This window comes from Rhizobium centroccidentale (assembly GCF_030182565.1).
Taxonomy (GTDB): domain Bacteria; phylum Pseudomonadota; class Alphaproteobacteria; order Rhizobiales; family Rhizobiaceae; genus Rhizobium.
In genome coordinates, this window is record NZ_JAQJCG010000012.1 from 76,117 (window position 1) to 96,085 (window position 19,969).

The 19,969-nt window shown below is 60.4% G+C and carries 19 protein-coding genes; 9 read left to right on the plus strand and 10 right to left on the minus strand.

From position 1 onward, the window contains the following. The first annotated feature begins 6 nt into the window (after positions 1 to 6). Both PH562_RS17170 and PH562_RS17175 read left to right on the plus strand, forming a co-directional pair. Entirely contained in the window at positions 7 to 930 is a 924-nt protein-coding gene (locus tag PH562_RS17170; protein ID WP_285174303.1) for a LysR family transcriptional regulator, read from the plus strand. A gap of 7 nt (positions 931 to 937) precedes the next feature. Further along, positions 938 to 2,335 (plus strand): amidohydrolase family protein, encoded by a 1,398-nt coding sequence (locus PH562_RS17175; RefSeq protein WP_285174304.1) that lies wholly within the window; start codon positions 938 to 940, stop codon positions 2,333 to 2,335. Positions 2,336 to 2,401: 66 nt separating this feature from the next. Here PH562_RS17175 and fdxA read toward each other — a convergent pair whose 3' ends face one another. The 4 genes from fdxA to PH562_RS17195 all read right to left on the minus strand — a co-directional run bounded on the left by fdxA (position 2,402) and on the right by PH562_RS17195 (position 6,701). Further along, the gene (fdxA, locus tag PH562_RS17180) at positions 2,402 to 2,743 is read right to left on the minus strand and encodes a ferredoxin (protein WP_095437155.1); all 342 of its coding nucleotides are present in this window, start codon (positions 2,741 to 2,743) and stop codon (positions 2,402 to 2,404) included. Between the two features lie 216 nt (positions 2,744 to 2,959). After that, positions 2,960 to 5,248, minus strand: a complete 2,289-nt coding sequence (locus PH562_RS17185) for a xanthine dehydrogenase family protein molybdopterin-binding subunit (protein WP_285174305.1) — start codon at positions 5,246 to 5,248, stop codon at positions 2,960 to 2,962. After that, on the minus strand, positions 5,245 to 6,228 hold the full coding sequence (locus tag PH562_RS17190; RefSeq protein WP_285174387.1) for an FAD binding domain-containing protein: 984 nt from the start codon (positions 6,226 to 6,228) through the stop codon (positions 5,245 to 5,247). The genes PH562_RS17185 and PH562_RS17190 overlap by 4 nt, the downstream gene beginning before the upstream one ends. Beyond that, entirely contained in the window at positions 6,228 to 6,701 is a 474-nt protein-coding gene (locus PH562_RS17195; protein ID WP_285174306.1) for a (2Fe-2S)-binding protein, read from the minus strand. The genes PH562_RS17190 and PH562_RS17195 overlap by 1 nt, the downstream gene beginning before the upstream one ends. 548 nt (positions 6,702 to 7,249) lie before the next feature. On the opposite strand from PH562_RS17195, the gene PH562_RS17200 reads away from it, so the two are divergent. Beyond that, positions 7,250 to 7,621 (plus strand): NIPSNAP family protein, encoded by a 372-nt coding sequence (locus PH562_RS17200; protein WP_113228424.1) that lies wholly within the window; start codon positions 7,250 to 7,252, stop codon positions 7,619 to 7,621. A 72-nt stretch (positions 7,622 to 7,693) separates the two neighbouring features. On the opposite strand, the gene PH562_RS17205 is transcribed toward PH562_RS17200, so the two are convergent. Continuing rightward, entirely contained in the window at positions 7,694 to 7,897 is a 204-nt protein-coding gene (locus PH562_RS17205; protein ID WP_113228875.1) for a hypothetical protein, read from the minus strand. A 335-nt stretch (positions 7,898 to 8,232) separates the two neighbouring features. Here PH562_RS17205 and PH562_RS17210 point away from each other — a divergent pair, with 335 nt between their 5' ends. The 4 genes from PH562_RS17210 (at position 8,233) to PH562_RS17225 (ending at position 13,420) form a co-directional block, all read left to right on the plus strand. Continuing rightward, the gene (locus tag PH562_RS17210) at positions 8,233 to 8,952 is read left to right on the plus strand and encodes a CDP-diacylglycerol diphosphatase (protein ID WP_285174307.1); all 720 of its coding nucleotides are present in this window, start codon (positions 8,233 to 8,235) and stop codon (positions 8,950 to 8,952) included. Between the two features lie 270 nt (positions 8,953 to 9,222). Next, positions 9,223 to 9,684, plus strand: a complete 462-nt coding sequence (locus tag PH562_RS17215; protein ID WP_285174308.1) for a (2Fe-2S)-binding protein — start codon at positions 9,223 to 9,225, stop codon at positions 9,682 to 9,684. Continuing rightward, positions 9,681 to 11,945 (plus strand): xanthine dehydrogenase family protein molybdopterin-binding subunit, encoded by a 2,265-nt coding sequence (locus PH562_RS17220; RefSeq protein WP_285174309.1) that lies wholly within the window; start codon positions 9,681 to 9,683, stop codon positions 11,943 to 11,945. Before PH562_RS17215 ends, PH562_RS17220 begins: the two co-directional genes overlap by 4 nt. A gap of 125 nt (positions 11,946 to 12,070) precedes the next feature. Next, entirely contained in the window at positions 12,071 to 13,420 is a 1,350-nt protein-coding gene (locus tag PH562_RS17225) for a c-type cytochrome (RefSeq protein ID WP_285174310.1), read from the plus strand. A gap of 187 nt (positions 13,421 to 13,607) precedes the next feature. Here PH562_RS17225 and PH562_RS17230 read toward each other — a convergent pair whose 3' ends face one another. Then, entirely contained in the window at positions 13,608 to 15,107 is a 1,500-nt protein-coding gene (locus PH562_RS17230) for a sensor histidine kinase (RefSeq protein WP_285174311.1), read from the minus strand. Next, complete coding sequence (locus tag PH562_RS17235) at positions 15,104 to 15,829, minus strand: response regulator (protein ID WP_285174312.1); 726 nt, start codon at positions 15,827 to 15,829, stop codon at positions 15,104 to 15,106. Before PH562_RS17235 ends, PH562_RS17230 begins: the two co-directional genes overlap by 4 nt. Positions 15,830 to 16,412: 583 nt before the next feature. Between PH562_RS17235 and PH562_RS17240 the strand changes: the two genes are divergently transcribed. Then, positions 16,413 to 16,664 (plus strand): hypothetical protein, encoded by a 252-nt coding sequence (locus PH562_RS17240; RefSeq protein WP_285174313.1) that lies wholly within the window; start codon positions 16,413 to 16,415, stop codon positions 16,662 to 16,664. 70 nt (positions 16,665 to 16,734) lie between these two features. Beyond that, positions 16,735 to 17,313: a flavodoxin gene (locus tag PH562_RS17245; protein WP_285174314.1), complete on the plus strand. Its 579-nt coding sequence runs from the start codon at positions 16,735 to 16,737 to the stop codon at positions 17,311 to 17,313. Positions 17,314 to 17,479: 166 nt separating this feature from the next. Here PH562_RS17245 and PH562_RS17250 read toward each other — a convergent pair whose 3' ends face one another. From PH562_RS17250 to PH562_RS17260, 3 genes are all read right to left on the minus strand, one after another. Beyond that, positions 17,480 to 18,667: an arabinose transporter gene (locus PH562_RS17250; RefSeq protein ID WP_285174315.1), complete on the minus strand. Its 1,188-nt coding sequence runs from the start codon at positions 18,665 to 18,667 to the stop codon at positions 17,480 to 17,482. Between the two features lie 214 nt (positions 18,668 to 18,881). Next, entirely contained in the window at positions 18,882 to 19,511 is a 630-nt protein-coding gene (locus PH562_RS17255; protein WP_285174316.1) for a ParB-like protein, read from the minus strand. 131 nt (positions 19,512 to 19,642) lie between these two features. Continuing rightward, positions 19,643 to 19,819, minus strand: a complete 177-nt coding sequence (locus tag PH562_RS17260) for a hypothetical protein (protein ID WP_285174317.1) — start codon at positions 19,817 to 19,819, stop codon at positions 19,643 to 19,645. Positions 19,820 to 19,969: the final 150 nt, after the last annotated feature.

The following is a 19,969-nucleotide window of genomic DNA, read 5'->3' on the forward strand; positions in this document are numbered from 1 at the left end:
CTTTCTATGCATGCCAGCATCCTGAAGTATTTCGCCGAGGTCGCACGCTCCGGATCGATCCGGAAGGCGTCCGAAGAGCTGCATGTGGCAACCTCCGCCGTCAGCCGCCAGATCAAGAAATTGGAAGACGAGCTTGGAACACCGTTGTTCGAGCGCTTTTCCGACGGTTTGCGCCTAACGTCTGCCGGCGAAATCGTGCTGCGCCACGCCAAGGAGACGTTGCAGGACTTCGAGGTCATGAAGTCCAATCTCGGCGATCTTCAGGGAAAGAATACGGGCCGCGTCCATATCGCCGCCCTCGACAGCCTGCTCGTCACGTTTCTTCCCGATTTCATTAAGAGGTTTCATAAGCTGCATCCTGCGGTCGATTTTCGCGTCCGAGCGGGAGCCTACAACAATATTTTCCATTTCATGGCGGCTGGCGACATTGATATCGGCATCAGCTTTGACCTTGCGACCCCACATGACCTGAAGCTTGTGGGCTCGATCCGCACAGCCTTCATGGCCATGGTCGCTTCATCGCATCCATTGGCGCGGGCGAAATCGGTGACGCTGCCAGAATGCGCCCAATATAAGCTGCTTCTGGCGCTCGACAGCGAAGTCGTCAGTTCAGCGATAGCAGTCGAACTTGCGGGGCTCAATCGCGTAGGGCGAACCTTGGTCGCATCCAACAATCCGATCCTCCTCAAACCACTCATCATGTCGGGTGACGGCATTGGTTTTTTTACCCCGGTTGGACTCTGGCCCGAAATCCAGACGGGCGAAATCGTTGCCATCCCGATTCGGGACTTCAAGCTCAGCACTGTCGATATCGCTGTTTTCGTGCCGCGCGATCGGCATCTAACCCATGCCAGCCAAGCAGTCATCGAGCTGCTTAATACCGAGCTGCGCAGGTTCGGCGAGGATTTGAGAGCCATCGTCAGCAGATGAGAAAAGCATGAAAAAGATCCGCCTGCTCAAATGTCCTGGCTATGGCCCGGCCACACGTTTCGACAGATTGACAGACCTGCCATTGCAGTTCGATGCTACGACTGCGCAACCCGGCGACCTCATCCTGCCCTCGCCCGTCAACGCCCATGACCATGGCTACGGCATCCGCACCCTTGATTTCGGCGCGGTCGACGACGCGCTTGAGGTATGGATACCGGGCTTGAGGCTGCGGCCGCGCACAGATCCCTATCTCGAGGCGCTTGTCGCATTCGGCCGGCTGGCCAAAACCGGTGTCGGCGCGACGATGCACTGCCATAATTCTCTCAATGTCGATCGTCTGGTCGACGAGGCAAGCGCCGTCATGCGGGCCGCGGGCGATATCGGCATTCGACTTGCGCTTTCCTGCCCGCTGCTTGACCATGATGCCTGGGCCTATGATGGCGGGCCGCAACGCCTGAGGCCGTTTCTGTCCGCAGGTGATTGGCAGGCGTTGGAATCAACGATTCCGGCCTACGTTTCGATCTCCACCCAACTTGCAGCCGTCGAGGCGGTCGCTGCGGCCAACACCAGCCCGCTGGTCGATGTGCAATATGGGCCGATCGGGCCGCAATGGTGCTCCAATGCGCTACTGGAGGCCATTGCCGAGGCTTCGGCGCATCATGATCGGCGTATTCACATGCACCTGCTCGAAAGCCCGCGCCAACGCCTTTGGCTGGACCGCCGCTTTCCGGAGGGCGTCGTCAATTATCTCGACAGAATAGGCTTCCTGTCGCCGCGGCTCGCCATCGCCCATGGCGTCCAGCTGCGCCCCAACGAACTTGAAGTGCTTGCCGAGCGCGGCGTGCAGATCGTCAGCAATCCCACCGCCAATCTACGCCTCCGCTCGGGCATCGCTCCGATCGCATCCATGATCGGACTCGGCGGTCCCGCCTTCGCCATAGGCCTCGACGGTACCGGCCTGGATGACGATCAGGATCTCTGGCGGGAAATGCGTCTCCTTTATCTGCTGCATGGCGGACGTAGCCTGACACGACGGTTGACGGCCGAGAATGTATTCGACGCAGCAATCCGGGTTGGGAGGCAGGTCATCAATGCCAAGGGTGCGGAGGACTATGCGATCATCGATTATAAAGCTCTAATCGCCGATGCGCTGTTCGATGATGTCGACGAAGCGGAGGTCCTGTTGACGCGCATGAGCGCGCGATATGCCAGCGGACTTGTCGTGGCTGGCCGCGAGGTGATGCGCGAGGGCGAACTGACAGGCATCGACTTCGACGCTGCCCTTACAGAACTCCTGGCGCAGGCAAGAGCCGATCTGCCGAGACTTGAGCGGCAACGGCCTCTCGTCAACGCATTGTCGGAAGCGACGCGCACCTATTATGCGAGCTGGCCCGGCATTTCCTGATATCGCGAGAGGCAACGACCACTGCACAAAGGGCAGCGGCGAGACCCAATCGAGACATGCCTTGCATCACAAGCGATTTTCGGGCGCTCCATCATAAGCCGTCACGAAGGGATGATCGAGGCTGGTCGTGCGGCTCTTGTCCCAGCCGCCGGGGGCGCCCCAGCCGGTCACACCGTCAGCGAAGAAATCGCGGTTGACGTCGCGCAGGAACAGCCGCTCCGCCGGCATTTCCTCGTCCCACAGGATGGCATCGACAGGACAGACGGAAAGACAGAGGCCGCAATTGATGCACTCGTCCGGGTGAATGTAGAACATCCGCCCGCCCTCGTAGATGCAATCGACCGGACAGGCGACGGTGCAGGCGCCGTCCTTCGTATCGATGCAGGGTTCGGTGATTACGTAAGCCATGACGTCGCCTCGCAGCGCTTTCAAGAGCGCTTTCGATGAACTATGGCAAAAGGGAGCGTTCTGAAGAAGCGCCGATTTTCGGCCTTTTGATTGCCAAACCGGCAACGCTCCGGTGAAAGGAAATCTGTTGAAAGACACCCACGCACCGGAGTTAAGATAGGCTTGAGGTATTTGAGCCGCATTCATTTACACAATGCGGCTCAATCCGAACTGCGGTTAGAGCAACTTTTCCAGCGTGATCGGTAGGTCGCGAACACGCTTGCCGGTGGCATGGAACACGGCGTTGGCGATGGCAGGCGCGACGCCGACGATACCGACTTCCCCGACGCCCTTGCCGCCGAGCGCCGAGGCATTATGGTCCGGCACGCCGACGGAGATCACCTGGATATCCGGAATGTCGGAGTTTGTCGGGACGAGGTAATCGCCGACATTGTTATTGACGGTGCGTCCGTTCCGCTGATCGACCAGCCCCTCTTCCAGAAGTGCTTGACCGATGCCCATGATGATACCGCCGCGCCACTGGCTTTCGACCAGCTTGGGATTGTAAAGGCGGCCGCAATCGAAGGCGGAGACCATGCGGGAGACACGCACCGTACCGAAATCCTCGTCGACCCGTACTTCGGCGAAATGGGCGCACCAGCTGTGCATGGAATAATCACCCATGGTCGGCCCCTGAACCCTAGCCATGGTGGTCCATGCCTGGAGCTGTTCCTGTGCATTTGCGCCGTCAGGCAGGGTATTGCGCCGGACCTCGATCTCCTCACGTTTCAGCGCGGACATCAGTTCCGCCAGCGTCAGCGATGGCGTCTCGCCGCGCGGTGCCACGATGCGCCCCTCGGCGAAGTTCAGCGTGTTCGCGCCCGTCTCGCGGAAGGGCGAGTTGGCATCGCTGAGGGCAAGGCCGATGAGTTCGTCGCGAGCCGCGACCGCTGCCTTGTGGACGGCACCCATGATCGATCCAGCCAGCATCGAGCCGCCAGCGATCGCCGATCCCGGCAGGCGTGAATCACCGAGATGGACGTCCACCTGATCCACGGGGATGCCGAAGACCTCTGCGGCGCTCTGGGCAAGGATGGTATAGGTGCCCTGCCCCATATCGATGGCGCCGCTGATAACCTCGACCCGGCCGTTCCCGAGAATGCGGATCATCGCCTCGCTCGGCGCCCGGATGACCGGGAAGGTGCCGCAGCCGATGCCCCAGCCGATCAGCGTCTTGCCGTCGCGCATCGAGCGCGGCGCGTGGCTGCGCCGCGACCAGCCGAAGGCTTCCGCACCTTCGGTCAGCGCCTCGCGCAGTCGGCGTGTCGACCACGGTTTGCCGGACTGATAGTCGTGATCGGCATAGTTCTTCAGCCTGAGCTCGAGCGGATCCATGCCGAGCTTGTAGGCCAGTTCCTCGATCGCGCATTCGATACCGTAGGCGCTCGGATTTTTGCCCGGTCCCCGCAAGGCGCCGGGCGTCACGCTATTGACCGGTACCACGCGATGCTGCGAGGAGAAATTCTCGACCTTGTAGAGGATCGACGTTGCCGCTCCCGTCTGTTCCGGCCAATCCGCATCGAGCGAGGTTTCGCTGGCGCCGCGATGGACGATCGCCTGCAGGATGCCATCCTCCGTCGCGCCAAGCGCGATCTTCTGTCGGGTTGCAGCACGCCCGCCATAGCTTGTGAAATTCTGCGGCCGGGTGACTGCGAGCTTGACCGGCCGGCCGAGCTTTCTGGCCGCCGCGATCGCAACCGCGCCATAGGCGAGCGGCTGTCCTTTTGAACCGAAGCCGCCACCGATGAAAGGCGAGATGATCCGGACATTCTCATAGGGCATGTCGAACCATTCGGAATACATGCGCGCCATGCCATGCGACCACTGGCTCGGTTCCCAGATGGTCAGCTGGTCACCGTCCCATTTCGCGGTCAGCCCGTGCGGTTCCATCGCCACGTGATATTCGCGCGGAGTGGAATATTCCGCTTCGATCCGCACCGGGGAAGCGGCAAGTGCAGCCTCGGCATTACCCCAGGCAACCGAAAGCGGCTCCATGAGCTTGCCTTCGCCCGCATTCGGATCGTTGAGATCGGCGACGTGCTTACTCTCTTCATAGGTGATACGCACCAGCCTGGCGGCCTCCGTCGCCAATTCCCGGCTTTCGGCAATGACGGCGGCAATCGACTGGCCGTTAAACTGCACTTCGCGCGGCAGGGGATAATAGGGGCCGTCGGCGGGCTTGTTGCCGCCCCAGTCAGCCGAAAGCTTGAGACCGAAATCGTCCTCCGGTGTCAGCACCAGCAGCACGCCCGGGATCGCAAGTGCTGCCGAAGCGTCGACCTCGACGACGCGGCCAGCCGGAATCGTACTCTGGACGAGGACAGCGTAGACCAGGTTTTCGACCGGGTATTCCAGCGCGTAGGTCGCAGCACCCGTCACCTTCATATTGCCTTCGAAGCGCGATTGACGACCGCCGACCGTACCGTCGGAAGCGTCGCCATGTTTGCGGGGTTCCATCATGGTCATGCGAGACCTCCCATCTTCAAAATGGCACGGGCGATGACGCGCGGCGCGAGTTCGATCTTGTAATGGTTGCCGCCATGATCGACGGCACCCTGCATGGCGAGCCTGCCGGCCTTTTCCACAGCCTCCGGAACGAGAGCCTTGCCGATCAGCGCCTGCTCGACGGCACGCGCCCGCCAGGGCTTGGTGGCGACCCCGCCGATTGCCACGCGAATATCGCGGACCGTCCTGCCGTCGGCTTCGAGCTCCAGACCGACCGCGGCACTCGCGGCAGCAAATTCATAGGACTGCCGGTCACGGACCTTGAGGTAGGTGGAGTTCCGGGAGGCGGCGGACGCAGGAATGGTGACAGCGGTGATGATCTCGCCGCGCTGCAGGACGGTTTCCTTGTCCGGTGTGCTGCCGGGTACGAGGAAGAAATCATCGGCGGCAACCTTGCGGCCATCCGTCTCGACCACGGCGTCAAATGCGACCAGAGCAACCGCCAGATCACCGGGATAGGAGGCGATACAGGCCTCGCTGGTCCCGAGCACGGCGTGATTGCGCGTGACGCCGCCGATCGCCGAACAGCCGGAACCGGGATTGCGCTTGTTGCAAGCGGGAAAGGCGCCGGGATCGCGGAAATAAGAACAGCGCGTGCGCTGCAGGAGGTTGCCGCCGACTGTCGCCATGTTGCGAAGCTGGGCAGAGGCGGCCAGAGATAAGGATTCGGAAACAGCCGGGAAGGCCGCACGGATATCCTTGTGATCGGCGACTTCGCTCATCCTGGCAAGCGCTCCGATCGTTGCACCATCGGCGGTAACGGTGATGCCGCTCATGCCGGAGAGATGAGTAATGTCTATGACGGTATCGGGCTGGCCGACACCACATTTGGCGAGATCGAGCAGCGTCGTTCCGCCGGCAAGCAGCATGGCGCCGGCCTGTTGCGCCGCCTGGGCAGCCTCCGCCGTCGATGCGGCGCGCAGATAGGAGAAATTGCGCATCATGCCACCTCCGCCGCCTGGCGCACCGCCGCAACGATGCTGTTATAGGCCCCGCACCGACAGAGATTGCCGGACATATATTCGCGGATTTCCGAATCCGAACCGACATGCCCTTCACGAATGCAGGCAACCGCCGACATGATCTGGCCCGGCGTGCAATAACCGCACTGGAAGGCATCATGCTCGATGAACGCTGCCTGCACCGGATGCAGATCACCGGCCTCGCCGGTCAGCCCCTCGATCGTCGTGATCTCGCGGCCTTCGGCCTGCACGGCGAGCGTCAGGCAGGATAGCACGCGCTTACCGTCGACATGGCAGGTGCAGGCGCCGCACTGTCCCTGATCGCAGCCTTTCTTGGTGCCGGTAAGGGAAAGATGCTCACGCAGTGCGTCGAGCAGCGTCAAACGCGGCTCGACATCGAGCTCGTGGCGCTGCCCGTTGATGTCAAGCGCGATATGGATGGTTCGTGTCATGATAAGCTCCTGCCATCGTCACGAAGATGAGACCTACGAAATCTAGTAGAAACTTTTCGTCGGTCTACCGGTTGCTATGGGTTTCTTTCAGGAAGACGAGACCGGTGGAATTCTAACGTCATGGTCGGCTCATCTGAATTGGGAAGCGAAGGACACCACGAATAAACGGAGGCGCCTCCGTTTAAATTAATGCCTGGCTTATTTTCGTCAAGCCCAACATCCGGGCGAATCTAGCTTTGAACCGGTCGAGATAGAGGATGGCAAGGGGTGGGACCGAAAGAGCCCGTGCTATTTGTCCTCGATCGCACACCACTGCGGCCGGTGGGATGGGATCGATCAACGCCCGTTCGCGGTCCGTAAAATCACTTGAAACATGAAGCCCGCTTCAGTTATGCTCAAATAGAGCAATAGTAGCGCACGTCATCGAAAGCCCTATTTTGATTCAGCGCTAAAGGGATCACAACCCGCTGTTATCGCTCAACTACTTTTAAGTCGGGCTCTCAGGGACAGGCTCGGCCTTTTCTGAATTCGCTTAAGGAGGATTTTTCATGATCCATGAAATGCGCATCTATACTTGCTTGCCCGGCAAGCTGCCAGCGCTCCAGGAGCGTTTCGAAACGGCGACGCTGGCGATCTGGGAGCGGCTCGGGATCCGCCCCATCGGCTTCTGGACGACGATGATCGGGCCGTCCAGCAACGATCTCATCTATTTCCTCGAATGGCAATCGCTAGAGGAGCGCCAGCGGAAATGGGCAGCATTCGTGGCTGATCCGGCTTGGAAGGAGGCTCTGGCAAGGAGCGAGACGTCAGGCCCGATCATTGCCAATATCGCCAGTTCGATCCTGCAACCGACCCGATTCTTTCGCCCCTTTATCGCCGTCGAGGCCGAGACTAAAACTGTAAAACTGGTGGAAGATTAATGGGCCTGACGTAAAAGCCGGGACATGCCCGGCTTTCAAACTCTTTTCGGCAGGCGTGCTTGCCGCTTCCCGTCAGCCGTTCTGGTCACCGCTATTGTCTGCGGCCGGTTCCTGTTCTTTTTCCTTCAGCACGTCCGTCAGCTTGTTGACGCCTTCAAAGCCGGCGACGGCAGCAGCGGCCTTCGTCAGGAAACCGGCATTCGGGTTGACAGCCTCAACGGCCTCGTCGGCAGCCACGGCACCTGCAACTTCTTCAATCAGCTTTCCGATACCCATTTCAAGCTCCTGATCTTTTTTGTCTGCCGCAAAGTTGCGGCGATCGAGCGTTGCGAACGCCTCGCAGCGGGTGTTTGGAAGGTCACTGCAAGCGACCTTTTCCTCCCCGGGGCAAGGCATGGTTTTCCCCGGCTCCTGCCATTTAGGCAACCAAACTGAAAGCGGCCTTAGCCCAAGATGAAGCGAAGCTGATATCGCGCAATCTCTACCGCACGCGCTTGCCCGCATTTGACACTTGCCGCCGTCAAGCCGTCACATCAGCCTAATAGGCCTGTGTTAAGCCCTCTAGAATTTCGGACAATGCCAAACCGTTTGAACTGGGAAAATTTCCTGCCATGACATTCTCGCGCCGCGTTACTGCTCTTGCCGCATCCTTCCTCCCCTTCCTTTTCTCGTCGGCCTTCGCCGACTCCGACGTTCTCTGGAAGATCGTTCATGACAAGTGCGTGGTGCAGACTGCACCCTGCCTTTCGGTGAATACGACCGAGCACTACGCGATGCTGAAGGATCTGCGGGGCGTTGCGCAAGTTCTGCTGATTCCGACCGACAAGATCACGGGCATGGAGAGCCCGGCACTCCTCGATCCTGCAACGCATAACTTCTTTGCCGATGCCTGGGCCGAGCGAGCCGATGTCAATGTCCGGTTGCCGCATGCGCTCCCGCGCGACGGCCTCAGCCTGGCCGTCAACGCGCAGCAGGCGCGCTCGCAGAACCAGCTGCATATCCACGTCGATTGCCTGAGCGCCGATGCACGGGCAGCCCTCAAGGCCGATGCCGACAAGATCGGGACCGACTGGGCACCTCTTCCTGATACCATCGCCGGCCACAAGTTCACGGCGGTCCGGGTCAAGGGCGAGACATTGGGCGACTTCAATCCGTTCCTGGCGCTTGCCAAGACATTGAAGGATCCGGCGAAGGAAATGGGCGATCACAATCTCGTGGTTGTCGGCGCCGATTTCGCCGACGGTCCCGGTTTCATCGTCCTCACGGATGTCGCACCGCCCGGCATGGGCGGCGAGGACGTGCAGGACCATAGCTGCGCGATTACGCATTAGAATCAGTATATTAGGGCTTAGCGCGAGGGCCGCATCGATCACCTCTTCGATACGGCGGTCTCCCTTCGCGCGAGCGAATGAGCCTGGAAACCAGATTTATGAATCCGGTTTCTAACTTCTATCGCGTTTCACATACTAATCTTTTTGATGCGGTCGGTTCAGTGTTATAGTCCGGGTTGTGAGCCGGAGCTATGCATCATCCGTTCGTTGAGCATCCAGATCATCGACTGGCATTGAAGGTTCGCGATCGAAAGCCTCAGGAGGCGCCTCATGAATCTTCAAATCAATAGCCAATCCTACCAAGTCGATTCGGAAGGAGATACGCCGCTCCTCTGGATCATTCGCGATGAGCTGGGCATGACCGGCACGAAATATGGTTGCGGGCTGGCACAATGCGGCGCCTGTTCCGTTCTTGTCGATGGCGAAGTGGTGCGCTCGTGCGTGACGCCGCTCGAGAGCGTCGCCGGCCGCCAGATCACGACGATCGAGGCGATCGAAGCCGACCCGGTTGGAAAGCGTGTTGTCGCCGCCTGGGTCAAGCATCAGGTTCCGCAATGCGGCTACTGCCAATCGGGGCAGGTCGTGGCGGCGACTGCGCTCCTTAAACAAACGCCCAATCCCTCCGATGACGAGATCGCCGCGGCGATGATCAATCTCTGTCGATGCGGCACCTACAACGCGATCAAGGCGGCAGTCAAAGATCTCTCGTCGAAAGAAGGAGAAACGCTGTGACCGAGACCAGCCGCAATCTCGTTCCTGAAGATGAGTTTCCCACAGGATCTCCTATCAACATCTCACGCCGGCACTTTCTCCTGACATCTGCGGGTGCAGCAGCAGGCGCTTTCGTCCTCGGCTTCGGCGTCCCGGTTGGCCGCGCGCGAGCCCAGCAGGCGGCAAGCCCAATGCCTCCAGGCACCCGCGTCCCGGCCTTTCTCGAAATCCGCCCGGACAGCAGCATCCGTTTCATGAGCCCCTTCGTCGAAGGCGGGCAAGGCGTCTTCACTGCGATGGCCCAGATCGTTGGCGAAGAACTCGATGCCGATCCGAAGACCTTCATCGTCGAAAATGCGCCGACGGGCAGCGACTATCTGGTCGTGCACGGTAAGATGCGCATTACCGGCGGCAGCATGTCGGTGCGCACCAGCTATGAGACCATGCGCCGGCTCGGCGCGCTCGCCCGCAACATGATCCTGCAAGCCGCCGCAAAGCGCCTGGATGCGCCGATCACTGAACTGACGACGGAACCCGGCCGGGTCATCCATGCCGCGTCAGGGCGCAGCCTCGCTTATGGCGACGTTGCGAGCGAAGCACTGGATCTGCCGGTTCCTGCCCCTGATAGCGTCGCGCTTCGGGACCCAAGCAAATTCCGCTGGATCGGCAAACCGGTCGAACGGCTCGATATGCATGACAAGTCAACGGGCAAGGCAATCTACGCGATAGATTGCAAGGTCGACGGCATGCTGCATGCCGCCGTCCAGCACGCGCCACGCCTTGGCCTGACCATCGGCAAGATCCGCAACGAAGACCAGCTCAAGGCAATGCCGGGCGTTCATTCCGTCCATAGCCTGCCCGGCGCCGTCGCAGTCGTCGCCGAACGCTGGTGGAATGCCAAGCGTGCAGCCGAGGCCGCCCAGGTCGATTGGCGCGAGCCCGGCTCGGATGCCAATCCTGCGCTCCGCTATATGCCCGCCGATTTTTCGACCACAGCTTTCAACAACAAGCTCGCCAACGAACCGGGCAATGGCAAGGAAGCGGAGAATGTCGGCGATATCGCCAAAGCGTTCGACGGCGCCAAGACCGTCGTTTCCGCCACCTACAGCAGCCAGTATCTGCATCATGCGCAGCTGGAGCCGCCATCGACCCTGGCCCGCTTCAATCCGGACGGCAGTCTCGAACTCTGGATGCCCAACCAGGCACCCGAGCAATTCCAGGCCGACATAGCCAAGCTGACGGGGCTCGATCCATCGAAGGTGATAATCCACAGCCCCATTCTGGGCGGCTTCTTCGGACGGCATTTCCTGTATCCGTCAGCCAATCCCTATCCGCAAGCCATCCAGCTTGCAAAAGAGGTCGGGCAGCCGGTCAAGCTCATCTGGAGCCGCGAGGAGGAGTTCCTGCGCGATCCGATGCGCCCGATGGCCGCAGTGCGCTTCCGCGGCGCGCTCGATGCCAACGGCATGCCAGTGGCGCTCGAAGCCATCAGCGCTTGCGAGGGTCCGACGGAAGGCGTCTACGGTCACAAGGAGGATTCGCTGGATCCGACGGCTCTGGAGGGCCTGGCCGGCAAATCCTATGCAATCCCGAACTACCGCATCGCGCAGATCTACGTCAAAAACCCGACGACGCTCGCCTATTGGCGCTCCGTCGGCAATTCCATGAACGACTTCTTCTACGAGACGTTCCTGGACGAGCTGGCCGATAAAGGTGGGCAGGACCCCTATGAGCTGCGCCTCAAGCTGCTGGAAAAGAACGAGCGGCTGAGCAATCTCCTGAAAGCGGCCGGCGATCTCTCAGGCGGCTGGAAGCGGGGTCCCTTCACGGCGGAGGATGGCTCCAAACGGGCACGTGGTGTTGCCATGGCCTCTCCCTTCGGCAGCCATACGGCGGCGATCGCCGAGGTCTCCATCCGCAACGGCCAGGTCGTCGTCCATGACGTCTGGGAAGCGATCGACCCCGGCAGCATCGTCAATCCGGCAATCATCGAAGCTCAGGTCAATTCGGCGGCCGCACTCGGCATGTCGCAAGTGCTGATGGAGGAGGCCGTCTACAAGAACGGCGAGCCGGTGGCGCGCAACTACGACCTCTATCCGATCCTGCCGCCGGATCGCATGGCGCGCGTTCACGTCCGCATCGTCGAAAGCGGGGCGGAAATGGGCGGCATCGGCGAGCCGGGCCTGCCAGCCATCCCGCCGGCGGTCGCCAATGCGGTGTCCACGCTGACAGGCAAGCGGATACGCAGCATGCCTCTCTCCAACTACACCTTTGAAAGCTGAGGCGCAGCACTCGCTGCGCCAGGCACATATCCGGCTCTCGGCTCATTTCTGGTCCGAGAGCCGGCTTGGTTGGCTTCCGCCTGACAGAATACGAAATCCCGAAGCAAAGACATGAGGGCACACTCTTGAAGAAACTTCTTCTGGTTCTTCTCCTGATTATCGTGCTTATGGCCGGCGGTATTGCGTGGTTCGTCACGCGCACGCCGGCTTCTCCCTTCGATAATGTCGCCGCGACACAGGCGCCCTCGGAGGATCTGCTGCAGCACGGCGAATATGTCGCGCGCCTCGGCGACTGCGTCGCCTGCCATAGCACGCCGAAGAGCGCCCCCTTTGCCGGCGGGCTGGAGATGGGGACGCCGCTCGGCTCCATTTTCACGACCAACATCACCCCGGACAAGGAAACCGGGATCGGCAACTATGCGCTCGCCGATTTCGACCGCGCCGTGCGCCAGGGTGTTGCCCGCGACGGGCATCGCCTCTATCCGGCCATGCCCTATCCCTCCTATGTGAAGATGAGCGACGACGACATTCGTGCGCTCTATGCCTATTTCATGAATAGGGTCGAGCCTGTGAAGCAGGCGGACAGACCCTCCGGCATCAAATGGCCGATGAACATGCGCTGGCCTCTGGCGCTCTGGAACGCCGTTTTCACCGAAGGCGGCACCTATCAGCCGAAAACGGCCGGCGATGACCAGTGGAACCGGGGCGCCTATCTTGTGCAGGGGCCTGGTCATTGCGGCAGTTGCCATACACCGCGCGCAATCACCATGGCGGAAAAGGCGCTGGATGAGAGCAGTCCGTTCTATCTTTCCGGCGCTCTTCTCGACGGCTGGTATGCACCAAGCCTGCGTGGCGATCCCAACACCGGCCTTGGCCGCTGGAGCGAGGACGATATCTATGCCTTCCTAAAGACCGGCAGGAACGGTCATGCCGTCGTCTTCGGTTCTATGGCGGATGCCTTCAACAATTCGACACAGTTCATGAGTGATGACGACCTGAAGGCGATAAGCCATTACCTGAAATCCCTGCCCGGCGATCCCGCCCGCGACGGCACCCCCTGGCAATATGACGGCGCCACGGCCCAGAACGTATCGATTTCCAACCGTGAGCAGATACCGGGCGCCCAGACTTTCGTTGCAAAATGCAGCTTCTGTCACGGCGTCGACGGGCGCGGAAAGCAGCAATGGATTCCGCCGCTCGCCGGCTCTGCCGCTTCGCTTGCGAAGGAAAACGCGTCGCAGATCAATGTAACGCTGAACGGCTCCAGCCGCGTCGTCGCAAATGGAATCCCGGATGCCTATCGCATGCCGCCGTTCCGCCAGCAGCTTTCGGACCAGCAGATTGCCGATGTCCTGACATTCGTGCGCTCTTCCTGGGGAAATCATGGCGGAGCGGTTACAGCAAACGATGTGCAGGCCCTGCGCGAGCACACGGATCCGGCAAGCAGCAGCCCGATCATATTGCAGATGCGGTAGTCCTGGTTGCCCGTTGACCGTTGCCGTGCCGCTACGCGTGACTTACGGCATTGTCTTCCCATAAGCCTCAGAGCTATCGCATATGGGGCGGATGAGCACTGGAAATTCGTTCTCCCCAGCGGGCAGAAGGGACGCCGTAACGACTTCAGTCCATGCGATTGCCCTGCCACGAGCCGGGATCAAGCATCTACTGTTCCTGCCCGGCAAGCTTGAGAGCTTGCGCCCGCCTTCTTCTCCTGCTCACCCGCGACGAGGGCGTCTTGACCTGCCCTTCCTGGGGCAAGGAAATGATTGCCTTCAGACCGGGATTGTTGGGCTGAAGCAAAATATCGCCACCGTGCTGCCGGGCCACTGCCCTTGCAATAGACAGGCCGAGTCCGACGCCGCCCGTGCCCCTGTTTCTCGAAGCTTCCAGACGGAAGAAGGGCGCGAATACCTTTTCCTTCATATCCTCAGGTATGCCCGGGCCATTGTCTTCGACGACGATATCGATGGTGCTGACGGAATGGTGAATATGGACCCTGGCATAGCCGCCGTAGCGCGCCGCATTTTCCGCGAGATTGCGGACGGCGCGGCGCAAGCCATCGGGCCGGCAGCGATAGGTCGTCTTCGGCCCTTCGATATATTCCACCGGCAGGCCGAGATCGGCAAGATCGTCACAAATGCTGCCGACCAGCGCCTCCAGTTCGATGGCCCGCGTTTCCTCGGCCGTGGATTCGCCGCGTGCGAAAGAAATGGCGGCTTCCGTCATGCTCTGAAGTTCGTCGATGGTCGATAGCATCTTCTGCTGGATATCGGCGTCCTTGACGAATTCCGCCCGCAACCGAAGCGAAGTCAGCGGCGTCCTGAGATCATGGCCGATTGCGGCCAGCATCCGGGTGCGATCGTCGACGAAGCGATGCAGGCGTTCCTGCATCCTGTTGAACGCCTCGGCCGTGCGCCTGATGTCGTCAGGTCCTTCTTCGGGCAGCGGCGGAAGATTTTCGCCGCGCCCCAAGGCTTCCGCCGAAACGGCAAGCCGTCTCAGCGGGCGCGCGATGCGGCTGGCGATGAACACTCCGATAAGTGACAGGATGAGCGCGGTGGTCGCAAGAGAGGTGAGCGATTTCACATCCCACCAGCGGTCGCCGACATTCTTATAGAACGCGGTGTTCAGCCACATGCCGTCATTGAGCTTGACGACAAGGCCGTATCCGTTGCGATCCCCGAAATAAACGAATTTTGCCGGCTGCGGCAGGCTCCAGAGAACTGGCGGCGGTGTAGCCCAGCCCTCGGCAGCATTTGCCGTCATTGTCCCCTTCGACATCAGATGATCGACATCGGAGTTCGAGCGCATGCCGTACTTCGCGCCGAGATCGATAAAATTCTCGATCGGCCGCGCAAGTTCGTTTGCCGCACGCGAGCGCCATGCGCTTTCATCCGTCGGTTCCGTCTGCGAAAGCCAGAAACGGGAATAGCTGGTCTCGCTTGCCAACAGAGCCTGTTCACGCAACGGCTTGGGCATGGATTCCATCAAGCGCGTGACGGAGGCACACCGGCTGAAGAATTCGCTCTTCATGGCGGCATGCAGCGCCTTGGTGCGCTCGTCCCAGGAAATTGAAAATGTCAGGCACTGCGAGACGACAAGGGCAAGCAGGGTAAAGCCGATGAACTGCGCGGCAAGGCTCCTCCTCCACCAGTAGATCATTCGAACCCCACATCCGCCGAGAGACTGTAGCCGCCGCCCCAATGCGTCTTGATGACCGAAGGGTTCTTTGGGTCCGGCTCGATCTTCTTTCGCAGGCGGCTCACCTGATTGTCGATGCTTCTGTCGAAGATGTCGGCCACCCTGCCAACCGTCAGGTCCAGAAGCTGCTCGCGGCTGAGCACCATGCCCGGACGTTCGAGGAAGACCTTCAGAAGCCGGAATTCGGCGGTGCTGAGCGGGATGCCGACGCCATCATCGCCCGAAAGCTCCTGCCGCCCCATATTGACGCGCCATTGACCGACACGAACCACCCTAGCCATTTTCAGCGTTTCTCGCTGCTGCTGCGGCACGCCATTGACCCGACGCAGGACAGCCCGGATGCGTGCCAGCAATTCGCGCGGATTGAACGGCTTCACCAGATAATCGTCAGCCCCCAGTTCAAGGCCGATGATGCGGTCCGTATCCTCGCTCATGGCGGTCAAGAAAATGATGGGTGTATCCGTTGTCGCCCTGAGATGACGGCAGACGGAAAGACCATCTTCACCCGGCATCATGACGTCGAGAACGATCAGATCCACGGCACCGCGCTCGAGAATCCGTCTCAGGGCCAGCCCGCTATCGGCGACGCTGACCTTGTAGCCCTGCTGCTCGAGATATTGGCCGACAAGGTCCCTTATGTCCGAATGATCATCGACGACGGCGATGTGCGCAGCTTTTTGCATGACAGTTTCCACGATCTCAAGCCATTCTACAGAAGGCCGCTCCGAGCCGCATCGAAAAAAGTGTATCAAAGTTTCACATAGACCGGAGGGTTGCGCCACAAGCGGTGCCCCACTTGAAAATCTGACGACAGCCGGTGCAGGCCGTATCGCGAGGATACGAATTTCATCGAAACTGTCCTCGAAATCCAATCGATATTTTGCGCGAAGAGACCCCCCTGCAGCTGACAAACTATAAGCTTGTTGTCACATGGATGTGCCCCATGCCGGCAAATTTGTAACAAGCTGTCGCAGCTCTCGCACCGCCGATGTGCCCTGTATCGGCGAAATGCGACGGCGGCATCGACCGGTTTCAACTATGATCAAATCCTGCCGCGCGCTCTGCAAAATAGGCCGCTTGCGGTAGCCGCCCAACAATCATTGCCGCGCCGGCCCGCTCCAGAGCCGATGGCCGGCGCTGCCATTGCCGGCGACAGGCTTTTACATCTCCGGCACAAAGCTGCGACAGGACCGTCCTAACCTTCTGCTCGAAAATCACTTGCCCGGTCGAGACTATCGACGCTGACAGGAGGATATGGAATTGGCCATGGAATTATCACAGATCGCAACGCTTCGCCGCGTTCTCGAAATCTTCTGCGCCCGGCACGACCTGGAGTTTGCCGACCGAACGGCGATCATCGCCGCCCGCGAGCTCATGAAATTCGCCGACGAGGGCGAAACCGATCCCCTGGTTCTCGAGCAGCGCCTCGACGAGGCAATGCAGACTTCCGGCGGACCTATGCTGCCGGCCCGGAGGGCCGGGGCATCAATCGGCGCTTCATCGGCGCGGCAGCAATGATTGTCCGCCATCGAAATTGTCCGGTCATCTTCCGCACCCAAAAGCCTCATAGAAATCGGAAGGCAAACCCATGCACCTTTCCCGCCGCACCGTGTTGACATCGATGGTGGCCGCGGCCGCCGCACCCAGATGGAGCTTCGCCGCAGACGAGCGACGGACTCTGGTCGTCTATTATTCCTATACCGGCCATACCGGAGCGGTCGCCGAAAAGCTTCGCGTGCTCCTAGGGGCCGAACTCTTCGAAATCCAGATGCGCAACCCCTATCCTCTCGACATACAGCGTGCTGCCGAGCAGTCCAAATACGAGCTGGAAACGGGAGAGCTTCCTCCCTTGCTCGATGGCCTTCCCAATCTTTCGAAATACGATCTGATCCTCGTCGGCGGCCCGGTGTGGTGGAATACCATCACGCCGCCTGTCATGAGCTTCCTCGAACGGACGGATTTTGGAGGGCGGAGGGTTGCCGCCTTCGCCACATATGTGCTGGAGCCGGCGCACTACGAAAGGAATTTTGCCGCACAAGCACGCAGCGCTTCGCTTCTGCCTAGCCTGATGATCAGCGAATTCGAGGTCACGGAGAGGCTGGCGGACAAGGCCATCGCGTCCTGGGCTCTCAAAAACCTGCCGAAGAATGCGCCGCGAGCCCTCTAAGCTCGCCAACACGCTCGGATTGGCCCCCGCTTTACTTTCAGCGCAGGCCGCAACGTCTTGTCGGCGGCGCGATTTTCGCTGCCCTGTAGCTGTGCCAAGGATGGCGCTGGGCATATTGCCAATCGCTTCTGGCAGTCCCGGCCGAACGCCGGGACCGCCATATCAATCAGCTGAACGCAACCGCGCGTATCCTGCGGAGCGAGAGCGCGATCAACAGGCCGGCGATCGCGGCGACGGTGCCTGCTAGAAAGACGCTGCCATAACCGGCCCGGTCGGCGAGGAGGCCGGCAAATGGCCCGGTCAGCCCGTAGGCGAGGTCCTGGAAGGCCGAGAAGCCGCCAAGCGCCGTGCCGCGCAGATGCGGCTCCACCCGCCGGACCACCTCGCGGCCCATGGAAGGATAGATCAGCGAGCATCCGAGACCGGTCAGAAAGGCACCCGTCAGGGCGAGCATGGGATCGGCGGCACACCAGATCAGCAATTGGCCTGCCACTTCGACGGCCAGGGATCCGAGCGCGACCGGCAGGCCACCGATACGATCAGGCAGATGGCCGAAGAACACGCGCACCAGAACGAAACCGACGCCGAAGGCCGTCAGGCCCAGTCCGGCATAGTTCCAGCCCCGGTCGAGGAAATAGAGCGTAAAGAAGGCGCCGATCGCGGCAAAGCCTATGCCCTGAAAACACACGACCGCCCCATATAGCCAGACCTTGCCGACGACAGTCCAAAATGGCGGGCGCTGTTGACCGGGATGAGGCGCAACGCCGGGAACCTGCCAGATCGCCACCAGGCCCAGGAATGGCAGGACAGCGCTAATCGCCATTGTCCCGGCAAAACCGAGCCGGCTGAACAACATCAACCCGATCGGCCCACCCGCTGCGAGCGCTCCATAGATGGCGGCGCCGACCAGCGCCAGGACCCTACCCGAACGCGCCGGGCCGACGACACCGATGCCCCAGGCGATGATGCCGACGGCGACCAGACTTTCGCCCAGCCCCAAAGCCAAGCGTCCCAGAAGGAGGAGCAGAAAGGACGGCAACGGCATGTCGGTGAGGACGCCGGCACCCAAAGCCGTCAAAGCGCCGACGACATAGAATACAAGTCCCCGCGTCACAGCCACCTTGGCGCCGCGATGGTCCGAGAACCCGCCGGCATAGCCGCGCGTGAGGATGGTTGCCAGAAAGGCGATGCCGACGCCGAGTCCGGCCCAGACATTGCCGAGCCGGAGCTGTCCGTTCGCATAAAGCGGCACGATCGGAAACGAGATGCCGATGCAAAGATAGGAAATGAAGAGAATGGCGCTCAGCAGCAGCAGCCGGCCGCGCGCCGGATCGGGTGTCGATTGAAAAGCCATGATAATCTCCAGGCTTTTTCTCAATCGGCGAAGGCATAAAAAAACGCACTCCGACCGACGAGGATCGTTGAGTGCGTTGCTTGACGTCAAACGCTTACGGCCAGCAGCGCCGGCTGCCTATGCAATAGGCGCTTGCCGAATGGGTGTCAACCCCGGGCTCGCGAAGCTGAGCGGTCGGTCAGCGAAGCTTCAGGCTTGCGAGATCGACTCAGATTTATTCAGCGACCGGACCGCACCAACCGGGCAAGTAATCGGCCTCCTTGCCCTTGGCAAGGTCGTGCGCCCTTTCCAGTGCGGCCTTGAAATCCTTATCGAGATCCTTGCGCTTGATGCGGCGGCGCAGGAAATCCGCCCAGAGAAATTCGCTGAACGGCGTCGTGTCCTTGGCGTAGCCGCCGACATGGCGCAACTGGCCGGCAAGCGAACGATAGGGATCGTCGACCAGATCCTTAATGCTCTTCGGGATGTCCTCATAGCCCCGGCGTTTCCCCTCTTCGTCGAAAGGATGCATCCAGTCATGGCAATCCATGACGAACCAGAAGGACTCCCGATCAAGCCGCGAAAGATCGGCCACTGTGGTGACGAGAACATCCTTCACCCCTTCCTCATAAAGCGCGAGGGAAAGATGGTGATGATCGATGACGTAGTATTTTCCGCGCGGTCCCCGAATGGCTGGCACCATGTGATTTCCGAGGAACTCGCCGGCCTTATCGCCTGCCGCTTCCGCCTTGAGACGCCACGCCTTGCGCTTGGCCTTGACCTCGCGCATGCCGACAGTGATTTGGGTGGGTCTCAATTCTTCGATGGGAACTAGATGCAGGATCGGTTCGCGCAGCGTAACCATTTGAAAGTTCTCCGCAAAGGCAGGACCATGTTAGCGTAGCATAACCGGCCGATCCGGCAAGATCGGCGCTACGCATGCTCGTCAGGCAGGCTGCGGGAGAAGCGCGACCATACCCGGTATCGAATTACCCTTCATGCGGCTTTCTTGATTACCGTAAACTGCGAACGCCTGTAGAAAGCCAGCATTTCCCGCTCGAAGCTCTCAACGGCAAGCACGACCCATGGCTCGTAATGGTCTCTGCGGGAGCGCATCCTGCGTCGGCCATCCGTGTCGAGCATTCCACGCAACGCCCAATCTACCAACCCCATCCCGTCACTCTCACCCGCCAAAGGTCCCTTCACCATCCGCTCTACCGGCCTCAATCGCGTCCGACAGCATGGCCAGCGCTAGATAGGTAACCCCTGATCGAAGGAAAGGTGAAGAAACGTTGTATTAAGGTTTGTAACATGGGTTTGCTT

Coding starts and splice junctions, on each gene's coding strand:
- PH562_RS17170 (WP_285174303.1), top strand. CDS start 7: ATGCATGCCAGCATCCTGAAGTATTTCGCCGAGGTCGCACGCTCCGGA.
- PH562_RS17175 (WP_285174304.1), top strand. CDS start 938: ATGAAAAAGATCCGCCTGCTCAAATGTCCTGGCTATGGCCCGGCCACA.
- fdxA (WP_095437155.1), bottom strand. CDS start 2,743: ATGGCTTACGTAATCACCGAACCCTGCATCGATACGAAGGACGGCGCC.
- PH562_RS17185 (WP_285174305.1), bottom strand. CDS start 5,248: ATGACCATGATGGAACCCCGCAAACATGGCGACGCTTCCGACGGTACG.
- PH562_RS17190 (WP_285174387.1), bottom strand. CDS start 6,228: ATGCGCAATTTCTCCTATCTGCGCGCCGCATCGACGGCGGAGGCTGCC.
- PH562_RS17195 (WP_285174306.1), bottom strand. CDS start 6,701: ATGACACGAACCATCCATATCGCGCTTGACATCAACGGGCAGCGCCAC.
- PH562_RS17200 (WP_113228424.1), top strand. CDS start 7,250: ATGATCCATGAAATGCGCATCTATACTTGCTTGCCCGGCAAGCTGCCA.
- PH562_RS17205 (WP_113228875.1), bottom strand. CDS start 7,897: ATGGGTATCGGAAAGCTGATTGAAGAAGTTGCAGGTGCCGTGGCTGCC.
- PH562_RS17210 (WP_285174307.1), top strand. CDS start 8,233: ATGACATTCTCGCGCCGCGTTACTGCTCTTGCCGCATCCTTCCTCCCC.
- PH562_RS17215 (WP_285174308.1), top strand. CDS start 9,223: ATGAATCTTCAAATCAATAGCCAATCCTACCAAGTCGATTCGGAAGGA.
- PH562_RS17230 (WP_285174311.1), bottom strand. CDS start 15,107: ATGATCTACTGGTGGAGGAGGAGCCTTGCCGCGCAGTTCATCGGCTTT.
- PH562_RS17235 (WP_285174312.1), bottom strand. CDS start 15,829: ATGCAAAAAGCTGCGCACATCGCCGTCGTCGATGATCATTCGGACATA.
- PH562_RS17240 (WP_285174313.1), top strand. CDS start 16,413: ATGGAATTATCACAGATCGCAACGCTTCGCCGCGTTCTCGAAATCTTC.
- PH562_RS17245 (WP_285174314.1), top strand. CDS start 16,735: ATGCACCTTTCCCGCCGCACCGTGTTGACATCGATGGTGGCCGCGGCC.
- PH562_RS17250 (WP_285174315.1), bottom strand. CDS start 18,667: ATGGCTTTTCAATCGACACCCGATCCGGCGCGCGGCCGGCTGCTGCTG.
- PH562_RS17255 (WP_285174316.1), bottom strand. CDS start 19,511: ATGGTTACGCTGCGCGAACCGATCCTGCATCTAGTTCCCATCGAAGAA.
- PH562_RS17260 (WP_285174317.1), bottom strand. CDS start 19,819: ATGGGGTTGGTAGATTGGGCGTTGCGTGGAATGCTCGACACGGATGGC.